General features: G+C 40.0%; 20 protein-coding genes. 3 read left to right on the forward strand and 17 right to left on the reverse strand.

The genetic code is table 11. The annotated features are described in order from the left end of the window. Positions 1 to 65: 65 nt before the first annotated feature. From ACKI67_RS02650 to ACKI67_RS02725, 16 genes are all read right to left on the reverse strand, one after another. Positions 66 to 440, reverse strand: coding sequence for an HNH endonuclease (locus tag ACKI67_RS02650; RefSeq protein WP_407461853.1), 375 nt, complete (start codon positions 438 to 440; stop codon positions 66 to 68). Continuing rightward, positions 428 to 700, reverse strand: a complete 273-nt coding sequence (locus tag ACKI67_RS02655; protein ID WP_407461854.1) for a crAss001_48 related protein — start codon at positions 698 to 700, stop codon at positions 428 to 430. The genes ACKI67_RS02650 and ACKI67_RS02655 overlap by 13 nt, the downstream gene beginning before the upstream one ends. Then, positions 690 to 920 (reverse strand): phage holin, encoded by a 231-nt coding sequence (locus ACKI67_RS02660; protein WP_407461855.1) that lies wholly within the window; start codon positions 918 to 920, stop codon positions 690 to 692. The genes ACKI67_RS02655 and ACKI67_RS02660 overlap by 11 nt, the downstream gene beginning before the upstream one ends. A 1-nt stretch (position 921) precedes the next feature. Beyond that, positions 922 to 1,782, reverse strand: coding sequence for a hypothetical protein (locus ACKI67_RS02665; protein ID WP_407461856.1), 861 nt, complete (start codon positions 1,780 to 1,782; stop codon positions 922 to 924). A 91-nt stretch (positions 1,783 to 1,873) separates the two neighbouring features. Then, on the reverse strand, positions 1,874 to 2,077 hold the full coding sequence (locus tag ACKI67_RS02670; RefSeq protein WP_407461857.1) for a hypothetical protein: 204 nt from the start codon (positions 2,075 to 2,077) through the stop codon (positions 1,874 to 1,876). A 12-nt stretch (positions 2,078 to 2,089) separates the two neighbouring features. Next, complete coding sequence (locus ACKI67_RS02675) at positions 2,090 to 2,428, reverse strand: DUF1064 domain-containing protein (protein WP_407461858.1); 339 nt, start codon at positions 2,426 to 2,428, stop codon at positions 2,090 to 2,092. Continuing rightward, entirely contained in the window at positions 2,425 to 2,850 is a 426-nt protein-coding gene (locus ACKI67_RS02680) for a single-stranded DNA-binding protein (protein WP_407461859.1), read from the reverse strand. Before ACKI67_RS02680 ends, ACKI67_RS02675 begins: the two co-directional genes overlap by 4 nt. Further along, positions 2,847 to 3,143 carry a hypothetical protein gene (locus ACKI67_RS02685; RefSeq protein ID WP_407461860.1) on the reverse strand — a complete coding sequence of 99 codons (297 nt, stop codon included), beginning with the start codon at positions 3,141 to 3,143 and terminating at the stop codon, positions 2,847 to 2,849. Before ACKI67_RS02685 ends, ACKI67_RS02680 begins: the two co-directional genes overlap by 4 nt. Before the next feature lie 75 nt (positions 3,144 to 3,218). Continuing rightward, positions 3,219 to 3,596, reverse strand: a complete 378-nt coding sequence (locus ACKI67_RS02690) for a hypothetical protein (RefSeq protein WP_407461861.1) — start codon at positions 3,594 to 3,596, stop codon at positions 3,219 to 3,221. After that, complete coding sequence (locus tag ACKI67_RS02695; protein WP_407461862.1) at positions 3,589 to 3,858, reverse strand: hypothetical protein; 270 nt, start codon at positions 3,856 to 3,858, stop codon at positions 3,589 to 3,591. Before ACKI67_RS02695 ends, ACKI67_RS02690 begins: the two co-directional genes overlap by 8 nt. Continuing rightward, positions 3,855 to 4,055 carry a hypothetical protein gene (locus ACKI67_RS02700; protein WP_407461863.1) on the reverse strand — a complete coding sequence of 67 codons (201 nt, stop codon included), beginning with the start codon at positions 4,053 to 4,055 and terminating at the stop codon, positions 3,855 to 3,857. The genes ACKI67_RS02695 and ACKI67_RS02700 overlap by 4 nt, the downstream gene beginning before the upstream one ends. Position 4,056: 1 nt before the next feature. Continuing rightward, complete coding sequence (locus tag ACKI67_RS02705; protein WP_407461864.1) at positions 4,057 to 5,007, reverse strand: YqaJ viral recombinase family protein; 951 nt, start codon at positions 5,005 to 5,007, stop codon at positions 4,057 to 4,059. Between the two features lie 2 nt (positions 5,008 to 5,009). After that, positions 5,010 to 5,699 carry an ERF family protein gene (locus ACKI67_RS02710; protein ID WP_407461865.1) on the reverse strand — a complete coding sequence of 230 codons (690 nt, stop codon included), beginning with the start codon at positions 5,697 to 5,699 and terminating at the stop codon, positions 5,010 to 5,012. Continuing rightward, the gene (locus ACKI67_RS02715) at positions 5,692 to 5,979 is read right to left on the reverse strand and encodes a hypothetical protein (RefSeq protein ID WP_407461866.1); all 288 of its coding nucleotides are present in this window, start codon (positions 5,977 to 5,979) and stop codon (positions 5,692 to 5,694) included. Before ACKI67_RS02715 ends, ACKI67_RS02710 begins: the two co-directional genes overlap by 8 nt. Next, a complete protein-coding gene (locus ACKI67_RS02720; protein WP_407461867.1) occupies positions 5,976 to 6,137 on the reverse strand; it encodes a hypothetical protein in 162 nt (53 codons plus the stop codon). Before ACKI67_RS02720 ends, ACKI67_RS02715 begins: the two co-directional genes overlap by 4 nt. Continuing rightward, on the reverse strand, positions 6,134 to 6,382 hold the full coding sequence (locus tag ACKI67_RS02725; protein ID WP_407461868.1) for a hypothetical protein: 249 nt from the start codon (positions 6,380 to 6,382) through the stop codon (positions 6,134 to 6,136). Before ACKI67_RS02725 ends, ACKI67_RS02720 begins: the two co-directional genes overlap by 4 nt. Before the next feature lie 212 nt (positions 6,383 to 6,594). Between ACKI67_RS02725 and ACKI67_RS02730 the strand changes: the two genes are divergently transcribed. The 3 genes from ACKI67_RS02730 to ACKI67_RS02740 all read left to right on the forward strand — a co-directional run bounded on the left by ACKI67_RS02730 (position 6,595) and on the right by ACKI67_RS02740 (position 9,059). Beyond that, positions 6,595 to 6,876 carry a helix-turn-helix domain-containing protein gene (locus tag ACKI67_RS02730; protein WP_407461872.1) on the forward strand — a complete coding sequence of 94 codons (282 nt, stop codon included), beginning with the start codon at positions 6,595 to 6,597 and terminating at the stop codon, positions 6,874 to 6,876. Next, positions 6,869 to 8,314: a recombinase family protein gene (locus ACKI67_RS02735; RefSeq protein ID WP_407461869.1), complete on the forward strand. Its 1,446-nt coding sequence runs from the start codon at positions 6,869 to 6,871 to the stop codon at positions 8,312 to 8,314. Before ACKI67_RS02730 ends, ACKI67_RS02735 begins: the two co-directional genes overlap by 8 nt. Before the next feature lie 535 nt (positions 8,315 to 8,849). Continuing rightward, positions 8,850 to 9,059, forward strand: coding sequence for a hypothetical protein (locus ACKI67_RS02740; RefSeq protein ID WP_407461870.1), 210 nt, complete (start codon positions 8,850 to 8,852; stop codon positions 9,057 to 9,059). A 326-nt stretch (positions 9,060 to 9,385) separates the two neighbouring features. On the opposite strand, the gene ACKI67_RS02745 is transcribed toward ACKI67_RS02740, so the two are convergent. Continuing rightward, the gene (locus ACKI67_RS02745) at positions 9,386 to 9,799 is read right to left on the reverse strand and encodes a peptidoglycan-binding protein (protein WP_407461871.1); all 414 of its coding nucleotides are present in this window, start codon (positions 9,797 to 9,799) and stop codon (positions 9,386 to 9,388) included. Positions 9,800 to 9,937 lie beyond the last annotated feature (138 nt).

The raw sequence follows: 9,937 nt of genomic DNA on the forward strand, positions 1-9,937 counted from the left end.
TATTTTGATTTTGCTCTTTCAAATTGGTCTCAAATGGATGGGGGGCTCTCTTTCATTGGTAATTGTCAGAGCCATAATTGATTTTTATCTCTCAATTGAGCCAGCTGTCTCAGCATATCTGGCTCAAGTAAACCATCATCAGCTTGCTTGTGATGTGTTGTGCATAAGCAAACAAGATTGTCATCATCAAGCAAGCCATCTGGATTGTCTCTCAGCTTTGTGATGTGGTGTACCTCAAGAGATTCATGATTGTATATGCCATTGACCAGACACACAGCACAGAGCCAATGAGACCTCTCTCTAATCTCAAGGCTCTTGCTGTGCCATTTGTTTGTCTGTCTGAGCTTGTGCTCTCTGTCCATTCTGGCATCTTTTCTGATGCATTTCTTGGATGCATCATGAATCTTGCCACAGACAGAGCATGCTTTCAGCCTTGCCATGTCAGGTCAATCCCTTCTTTTTCAGCTCTGACAGCCAACATGTGCAAATAAACATCCATTGATTCAAGCTGAGCTCTCAACATATTCAATGGACAATCAGGCTCAAATTCCAATGTGCCAGCATCAGCCTTGACAATCATCCTGTTCAATTTGTCATATCTGAGCTTTGTCTGGAAATATTCAGCCTTGAATCTATCCTTGTAATCATCAGACAGCATCAGCTCAACAGTGTCCTTCAATGTGATGTTATCACTTGCCATTGTTGTCAGCCTCCTTTGTCTCAAGCTCCTTGTTGTATGCTCTGGATGAGAGCATCAAGAGAGCTCCAAGAAAAGCATCAATTGCTGTGATTGTGCCAACAATCTGTTCTCCATAAGGCAATCCCCAGATTGATGCCAATGCAAAATACAATGTTGCAATAGCTGGCAATACAATCTGAGCAATATATTTCAAAATGTCATATGTTTTATTATTCATCATGTCAGACCTCCTTGTGACCTGTGAGCCATTCTCTTGAGCACCAGCCTTTGACACCATAAAAGCTGACAAAGAGCCAATCCATGTCATTCACTGTTGTATATTCACCAGATGCAATGACCTCCGATTTATAAGGCATCACAGTGATGATTGCTCCATTTCCAGCTGATTCTCTCAGCCTCAATCCATTCTGAGCATCAACTCTCCATGAGCCAGCATAATCAGCTCTGAAATGGTCATCATCAACAGGCTCTGGTGTTGGCTCTGGAGCTGGTGTTGGCTCAGGCTGAGGCTCAGGCTTTGAATCATCATGTCCTGATTCATCAACCTCATCATCATATCTTGGTCTACCAAATCCAGAGATGTTTTCATCTATATCATGCCATACTGTCTCAACTCTGTTGTTATGATTGCCCTCTGATGAATAGAATCCACATCTGTCATCAGGTCTCCCAATGACAATGCCCTGATGATATTCCTCACCCTCAGAGCCAAAGAAAACAATGTCTCCCTCCTCAAAATCATCCTTGCCATGCCATGCACCAGCATCTCTGAAATACCTTGCAAACCATTTGCAAGCACAAGCATAATTCTGTGATGGATTTGGCTGATATAAAAAGAATAATGTGTCCCATTTCCTGTCATTGTCATCATAATCAGGATTTGTGTCTGAATATACATTCTCAAAGACACCAGCCTCACAGTATGTGCCACACCATGCAATCCCATTCTTGTCACCAGCAAACAGCCCAGCTCTGTCAACAATCTCTCCATAGATTGTGCGATTTGAGCCCATTGGATGCTCCTCTGTGCCCTCTTGCTCTTTGCACCATCTGATGAGGTCACTCTTGTGCAAATTTCCCATGATTGTCTCCTCCTTTTTTAGTTTAGGCATTAAAAAAGCCCTCAATTATATATAATTTTAGGCTTTTTCAAAATAATATGCAATTATCTGATTATTTGATTGGCATCTCCATGATTGGACACCATTCAGGTCTTGGCAATGTCAGCTGATGCTCATTGTCTGTGATTAGTCTGGTTTTATTCTTGATTGCCTTGCATTTATAAACAACCTTGAATCCAAGAGCATTGGCAATCTTGAAATTGCATTGAGCACAACTCTCTGGGATTCTCATGATTGGCAAATATCCCTCAATCATTCTTTCACCTCCTCAGACCTCCTCAATCTCATACCCTTGATATTGCATCATCTTCTTTTTCATCAAGTAAACATCAGTTTTGACACCTTTGGTGTCAACAATGTGGAATTTTCCTTGCTTGTCATAGTATGTGAAATCAGCCACATATGTGATTGATCTGATTGTCTTGCCATTGTGCTTGAATGATGGCTGGAGCTCAAACTTGACCTGTCTCTTGAGCTCAGAGATTGCTCCCTGAGCCTCAAGATTCTCCAAATATATGTAATATTCACATTCCTTCTTTGAATCAAAGCTGATGCCCTTATATTGTGTTCTTTGATTCTTGTATTTGTTATAGGATTGCCATCTCATATCTCAAAAGGCAATTCAGCTGGCTCAGATTGAGGCTCAGGAGCTGGAGCTGATGTGTCAGCTGTCACAGCTGTCTCATTTGGAGCTGTTGATGGCTGTGCTGATGGCTGAGATTCCACAAACTCAACCTCATCAACAATGACCTCTGTGACAAATCTCTTTTGTCCATTCTGGTCATCATAGCTCCTTGTCTGGATGCTCCCAACAACACCAATCTTGTTTCCTCTATGGAAATATTTCTGGATGAAAACAGCTGTCTGTTTCCAAGCAACACAATTGATGAAATCAGCCTGTCTCTGACCATTGGCATCCTTGAATCTCCTGTCAACAGCAATGGTGAAATTGCAATATTGTGTCTGATTGGATGTCAGCTTGATCTCTGGCTCTTTTGTCAATCTTCCAATTAACTCAACTTTATTCATGAATATCTCCTCCCAAATTCGTTTTTATATTCTGATTGCTTTTCCATCCTCTTTTCATAATTCTTGCCCCTCAGATCAGGCTTGTCATGCTGGAGCTTTTGTCTGTGCCTCTGGATTGTGTCAAAGGATGGCAAATCAAGCTCTCTGTGTTGCCACATTACTTGCTTGAATGGCAAATCCATGACATCTGGCTTGAGATTGGCACAAATCCAGCCATATAATCTGAAATCAGAATCTCTGGCATCTGGATGATTCTTGAGAATGGTCTCAACAATGGTCTTGTAGTCTTTCATTGCTTTTTCCTCCCAATCCAGCATAATGCAACAACAGTGACACAAATAATTGCTGTGATGATGACAGCTGTCATGTTAATCATCAGAATCACCCTCCTCTCCTGTCTCAAGCTCCTCCTCAAAGTAAAATTCATATTTCTCAGCATCTTCTCTCTCAAGCTCTGATGTGATTTTCATGTATTCATAAAAATAATTCTCTGGCTTGATGCCACAGAGCTCATTCAGGATTTTCTCCAGAGCTCTCCCAGACCTTGCACATTCGAGACAATGAAAAACAGCATTGTCAAAAGCCTTGAGGATATATTCATCACATTCCTCTTTTGATGCTGGAGCATATGTGAATCCAGATTCATCCTCACCAGACACCAGCTCTCCCTTGAGAGCCATCTTGATTCTCTCTTTGTCAAGATTGAACATCTCAGCCATTGACATTCCTGAGCCATATTCACTCATTTTTAACCTCCTGTTTTTTATAACATTTCTCATCTCTTGCATAAGCAACAGCCACATAATCATGCTCATGCACCATCTCAACCTCACAGCCCATGAAATATTCTTTGTTTTCTTGTGTGAATATCATTGATTTCAAGCACATGGCTCTCAATTCACTCAGCTGGTCAAAGCTGATGAGGATGACAACATTCTCATCTGGCATCTTGTGGCATTCGTATTCTCTCACCAATTTTGTGAGAGCTGACAATCTCTCAAATGTCATGATTCCTCCTGTCTTAAATATGCAATAAAAACCTCAAGCACAGCAACAACATCAGATGAGCTCATGTTGTTTGTTGTCATCTTGTCAAGGAGCTCAAGCATATGACCTTTGACAGCCTCCATGTCAACCTTGAAACAAGAAGGAATCATCATAGCCTCAAGATTCTCCAGCTTTGCAATCAATTCTGAATTTGTCATGTCATTTGTCCTCCTTTGGAGCTGTGATTCTGACATATCCCTTTGTGCCCTTCTTGATTGATGTCTTGGTCTCCATGTATTGCTCCACCAGCTCAGGATGCTCAGCCATGAATTTCTCAGCATTGAAAAACTCATCTGTCACAGCTTTGTCCTCAGCATCAGGAATCAATGTGATTTTATATCCATTTGGTGTCTCCCATTTCTTGACACCAGCTGTCTCCATTGCTTGCTTGAGCCTGTCCTTTTCAGCCTTGATTTTCTTCTCCAGCTCTTTCATTCTTGAGACCTGTTGCTCAAAAGCAATGATTCTCTTTGTGATTTCAGGAATCTCAGCTGGCAAGAGCTCATCCTCTGTGATGAATGGATTGCTCTTGACCTTTTGAAGATCATCCAAGAATCTGGAGACAGCATTCTTGATGTCATTCAACAGAGCATGATGGTCTGTCATGTGAATCTCCCAGATTTGAAGATTGTCAGCATTGAATGTCTCATCCATGTCATCTGGTCTCTTGTAAACAGCCAGCAATCCTGTTTCCTTGCCTGTCATTGCCATATAAAAAAGGATTTGCACCAAATAAATCTGATAATCATCAAGGCTGTCAAATATCTGAGCTGTGGTCTTGATTTCAAGGATTGCATCTTTGATCTCTCCATCAGTGTGGCATCTGATTCTCATGCCATTTGGATGCTCATTCCAATCCTTTGGCACATCCATGATGTGCTTGCCCTCAGCAAATGTGGAGATGAGCCCTGAATTGATGTGGTCTCTGATCTTGGATTCCATTGTGTTGCCATATTCTGTGAACACATTGCCCTCAAAATCATTCTTTTTATATCCAGCCTTTTCAAGCAAGAGGTCAAATCTGGATTTGAATGGAGACAGCTCCATGATGATTGGAATGTCTGAGCCTCCGATAAATTTATCTCTATCCTGTGAAACTGATTCTTGCATGCTTAAACCTCCTCTGGATATTCAGACACCTTCTCTGATGCCTCTTTCTTTGATTTGGTATAGATGAGCCTCCTCAGAGCATTGTCAAATTCCTCATATGTTGATTTTGCATTCAGACCAAATTCTTTGGCAACATCCTTGATGTCAAAGCCATTTTCCTTGCAATATGCAATCAGCTCATTGTATTTGGCTTTGATGTCATCATAGCTGTGACCAGCTGGAGCTGTCTGAGCCTGTGGCTTTGCCTGAGCTGGCTTTGCATCCTTGCTTTGTGCCTGATATTCCTCAGAATCAACATCCTTTGTGTCATCCAAGAGAAACAGAGCATTGAGAGCATATTTTCTGGCATAGCTTGATGTTGCTCCTGTCACTTGAGCCTCATCCATGCCCTTCTTGGCATCAGCCTCTCTTGCATATGCTGTTGTTGAGATCATCTCCTCTGTTTCACAATCCATGATTGTGGCAATTGCCTTGACATAAACTCTCCCAGAGAGCTCAATCATCTCATCTGTCAGGATTGTTGTGACATTATAGGTCTTTTCCATTGGCTTGAGAGCCTCCTGAATGCCCTCAGCATTTCTATATTTGTATTTGCCAAAAGAATTATATAAATTCTTTGGAGCTTTCAGCTCAACCTGAATTCTCATGAGCTTTTCTCTCAAGCTCATTGCCTTTGTCTTTGTCTCAGCCATTGATGTCATCCTCCTTTGTCATTGCAACCTCTTTGCTTGTCTCATCAGCTCTTTTCCTTTGCCTTATCCTCTCGTCAAACAGTTTCATCATGCCATCATTGTCAATCAAGCACATGACCTCAATGAGCAATCTGTCATCATCAAGCCTCATCCCTGTGCCATCATAATTCAACACAAGATGATTCATGATGACCTGTTTCAAAAGGTCAAATTGAAATTTCATCTTTGCAACCTCTGACAATGTTTCATTCATTTCTTTCATTTCATCCTTTGGAATCATTTGTGATGTCCTCCTGATATAAAATTGTTTGGATTCTTCTTGAGCTCTCTGAGCTCTTGTTGTGAGAGGAAACAATCAGAATCCTTGATGTGCCTCCTCATTACCTCATAAATGTCTCTTAAAGCCTCATGTGATGTCTCTTTTTTACGGATAATCACAGAGCCCTCCTGAATAGATAATCAAGAGATGTCTCCTGACCTCCATGAGCCTCCAGAGCTCTCTTGATGGCATCCATGTCCTCCAATGTCCAATCTGTTGCTCCATTGAATTTGCCATAAATAGATGACACAGCCATTCCAATCTCATTGGCAAGCTCACTCTTGCTCATGTTTAATCTGGCAAGCTCAGCCAATAGATTTGGGAATAACACATTGGATTTCTTTTCTTTTGTGATTTCTTCCATGAATCACAGCCTCCTTTTCAATTTATTGTTTTATGATTTCAATTTATTGAAATCTTATACACCATAAATGATAGCATTGATTTGCTTTATTGCAATAATAATTTATAACTATACACCAAATTTTTATTATTTTATTGATATTCATTTACAAGATATTGAAACATCAATTATTATAGAAAAGAGGAGGGATTCAATTGAATTTTTTATATAATTTGGAATTTTTAATGGATAGAAACAAAATCAACAGGAGTGAGCTGGCAAAAGCCATTGGCATTGCTCCTTCAACAATAAATGCATGGTATACAAAAGACTACAAAGGAATCACATTGAAAAACTTGAGCAAGCTGGCATCATTCTTTGATGTGAGCATGGAGGCTCTTGTGTATGGTGACAGACATTCTCTGACATTTACTCTGGACAATTATTCTGAGGCTGAGCTGAAAGCCATTCATGATTTTTCTCAATACATAAAAGGAAACAGGTCTCATGAGTAATGTTGCAATATATTTGAGGAAATCCAGAGATGAGGACAATGAGACCAGAGATGTCACTCTTGCCAGACATGAAAAGATGCTCAGAGATTATTGTGAGAGAAATGACCTGATAATAAAAAAGATTTATAAAGAGGTTGTCTCTGGAGAATCCATCTCAGCCAGATTTGAGATGCAAAAGCTCCTGATTGATGTCAAGGCTGGCATGTTTGATGCTGTCTGTGTCATTGAGCTGGAGAGGCTCTCAAGAGGAAATCAGGCTGACCAAGCTGAGATTCTGGAGGTCTTTAAGAAATCAAACACAAAGATTCATACATTGACCAAGATTTATGATCTGGCATCAGACAATGAGATTGATGAGGAATTCTTTGAGTTTGGATTGTTCATGTCAAGAAGGGAATATAAAACTATATGTAGAAGATTATTGAGAGGGAGAATCTCAGCATTGCTTGAGGGATATTACACAGGCTCAGTGTTGCCATTTGGATTCTCCAAAGAAAAGAGAGACAAAGGATTTGTGCTGATTCCAGATAACAAAGAGGCTGATGTGGTCAAAATGATATTCACCAAATATGTTTCTGGAGATGGATTGACAGAGATTGCTCACCAGCTGAATGCTTGTGGCTTGATGCAAAGGAATGGCAAGAGCTGGCAACCTCAGAGAATCAGAGAGGTCTTGAAAAATCAGACATATGTTGGCATGCTCCATGTCAAGAATGCCAAGATTGATGATGAATGGACAAAAGGCAAGCATGAGCCCTTGATTGAGCCAGAGCTCTTTGCTCAGGCACAGAGGAGGCTCACATCAAAAGCTCCAAATGTCAGAAGGTCTCTCAAGATCATCAATCCTCTTGCATCTTTGGTCAGATGCTCTGAATGTGGCTCATCAATGGTCATGAAAATAAATGGAGCAAAGGTCAAATATTTATCATGCAACACATTAAATTGCAAAACACATTCAACCAAATTTGAAGATGTGGAAAGACAATTGCTCTTGGAGCTCACAGAGGCTCTGAGAGGCTTTCAGAAATACATTGATGATAATTCATCAAGGATTGAGCTCAAGGCATCTGAGAGAGCAAATCTGGCTGTCAGAATTGATGCTGAGATCAAGAAAAGAGATGCAATGCTTGAGAGATGCTGTGAATTGCTGGAGGAGGGCATCTATTCCAAAGAGAAATACCTCTCAAGAGTGAAAATTCTTGAGGATGAGCTGAATGGATTGCTGGAATCTCGGCAACAATTATCAGATGACAAGGATGAGCAAGAGATGGAGAACATCAAGACAGGGATTCCAATCCTTGAAAGATGTCTCCAGAAATATGATGAGATGGATGTCAAAGCAAAGAATGAGATTCTGAGATCATTGATTGAACATATCGAATATAATAAACAAGCAAGGAAGGAAAAATTTACCTTAAAGATTTACATGAAAATTTAATTGACAATTCTGGTCATTCTATTATATGATTATTGATGTATCATGAATGACCAGATTTATTGGTCAATTTAAGATAACACAACAATTGAATACTTGAGCCAGCAATGGCTGGGGCTTGATTCCCAACTGAAAGCCCTGAAATATAAAACGAGAGTGTGGCTCAGCTTGTGATGGTGAAAAATGAGCTCGGTGCAATGGTGGAGCATCACACATCATTCATCTGTCAGGTCAGGGATTCGCTGTGGCTGACCTTAAACAACAGAGCTGAGGCTGGGGCTGGTGTCTTAGGACAGAAGGGCTTGAGAGTGTCTCTGGGAGACAGCAATGAGACTATACTCTCAAGGATTGTGATGCGACATGACGGGGGGCATTGATTCTCAAGGATTGTCATCATTACCCTTTTGATTTTTCGGAAGGGCAATTGTGCCCAATTGGATGGCAATCTAAAAAACAAATCAAACTCAGGATTGTCAAGTTTAGAAATGAGACAGCATGGTGCATGTTGAAATTTCAATAAATTGATTGTTTTGAACAATTGATTGAACAAACAGACAATCTGATGGAGAAACAGATGAAACAGACATATGGAAATTACATGAAAGAATATTGGAAATCCAATTGCAAGAGAATCAGCATTGTGCTCCATAATGAAAAGGATGCTGATATCATCAGGGCTCTGGATGGAAAGAACATGCAAGCAACAGCAAAGGAATTGATGAGAGCTGGAATTGAATCAAAGAAATAAAGAATCACATAATTGGATGAGAGAGGAGCTCTGGATTTCTGGAGCTCTTTTCATTTCTTTTTCTTCTTAAAGACATCATAAGAAATGATAATTATCTCAATTACAATGAACATGACCTCAAGACCTTGCAATATAACCTCAAGTGATTGTTTGTCCATGAAAACACCTCCAGATGTATTATTCACCAATAGCTGTGAAATATTCGGAAAGCATAAAACAAGATAATTGTCAAATGTAGTAAAATAGGGATGTTGACAGGAATCAAAGAATGTGAATGACGAACAAAGAAAAGAACACCATTGCTGATGTTCTTTTCAGTAATTTAATTAAATATCTGTTTTCAAGATTCTACTCCAAGTATTAAAACCAACAATTCCATCATCATCAAGATTCTCATCTCTTTGGAATGATCTCACAGCATAATCTGTGTTATTGCCAAAGATGCCATCAACATCAAGAGGCTGACCATCTTCACCCTCAAAGCCTCTGGCATTCAGCAATGTTTGCAATGTCTCAACCTGAGCATTCTGATTTCCTTCTCTCAACATTAAAAGATAAATCTCAACCATCAAAATCACCTCCCTTTTAATTATATGGAGAGATGTTGTCTTTGTTTCCATGAAAAAAGCCATCTCATCAGGGAGATTGAGACAGCTTTTCTCTGTGTGGTGTTCTTTATGGATACAAAGAGCCCTCAAATAAGGTCTTTTAATTGTATCAATCAATTGAATTGTTGGCAAGAATGTCAACTCTGATGAGCTCCTTGATATATGCTTGTTTGTTGTCAACCTCCGAAAGCCAATTGATGATGTCAGAATCCTTGCTCTTGTTTAATCTCAAATAAAAGCCTGTGATGTTGTCTTTATTCCATTTTGGAG

Source organism: Methanobrevibacter sp., assembly GCF_045577275.1.
In the GTDB taxonomy this organism is placed as follows: Archaea; Methanobacteriota; Methanobacteria; order Methanobacteriales; family Methanobacteriaceae; genus Methanobrevibacter.

Excerpts from the sequence above, each read along its gene's own strand:
- ACKI67_RS02650 (WP_407461853.1), bottom strand. The coding sequence starts at position 440 with ATGGCAAGGCTGAAAGCATGCTCTGTCTGTGGCAAGATTCATGATGCA.
- ACKI67_RS02655 (WP_407461854.1), bottom strand. The coding sequence starts at position 700 with ATGGCAAGTGATAACATCACATTGAAGGACACTGTTGAGCTGATGCTG.
- ACKI67_RS02660 (WP_407461855.1), bottom strand. The coding sequence starts at position 920 with ATGATGAATAATAAAACATATGACATTTTGAAATATATTGCTCAGATT.
- ACKI67_RS02665 (WP_407461856.1), bottom strand. The coding sequence starts at position 1,782 with ATGGGAAATTTGCACAAGAGTGACCTCATCAGATGGTGCAAAGAGCAA.
- ACKI67_RS02670 (WP_407461857.1), bottom strand. The coding sequence starts at position 2,077 with ATGATTGAGGGATATTTGCCAATCATGAGAATCCCAGAGAGTTGTGCT.
- ACKI67_RS02675 (WP_407461858.1), bottom strand. The coding sequence starts at position 2,428 with ATGAGATGGCAATCCTATAACAAATACAAGAATCAAAGAACACAATAT.
- ACKI67_RS02680 (WP_407461859.1), bottom strand. The coding sequence starts at position 2,850 with ATGAATAAAGTTGAGTTAATTGGAAGATTGACAAAAGAGCCAGAGATC.
- ACKI67_RS02685 (WP_407461860.1), bottom strand. The coding sequence starts at position 3,143 with ATGAAAGACTACAAGACCATTGTTGAGACCATTCTCAAGAATCATCCA.
- ACKI67_RS02690 (WP_407461861.1), bottom strand. The coding sequence starts at position 3,596 with ATGAGTGAATATGGCTCAGGAATGTCAATGGCTGAGATGTTCAATCTT.
- ACKI67_RS02695 (WP_407461862.1), bottom strand. The coding sequence starts at position 3,858 with ATGACATTTGAGAGATTGTCAGCTCTCACAAAATTGGTGAGAGAATAC.
- ACKI67_RS02700 (WP_407461863.1), bottom strand. The coding sequence starts at position 4,055 with ATGACAAATTCAGAATTGATTGCAAAGCTGGAGAATCTTGAGGCTATG.
- ACKI67_RS02705 (WP_407461864.1), bottom strand. The coding sequence starts at position 5,007 with ATGCAAGAATCAGTTTCACAGGATAGAGATAAATTTATCGGAGGCTCA.
- ACKI67_RS02710 (WP_407461865.1), bottom strand. The coding sequence starts at position 5,699 with ATGGCTGAGACAAAGACAAAGGCAATGAGCTTGAGAGAAAAGCTCATG.
- ACKI67_RS02715 (WP_407461866.1), bottom strand. The coding sequence starts at position 5,979 with ATGATTCCAAAGGATGAAATGAAAGAAATGAATGAAACATTGTCAGAG.
- ACKI67_RS02725 (WP_407461868.1), bottom strand. The coding sequence starts at position 6,382 with ATGGAAGAAATCACAAAAGAAAAGAAATCCAATGTGTTATTCCCAAAT.
- ACKI67_RS02735 (WP_407461869.1), top strand. The coding sequence starts at position 6,869 with ATGAGTAATGTTGCAATATATTTGAGGAAATCCAGAGATGAGGACAAT.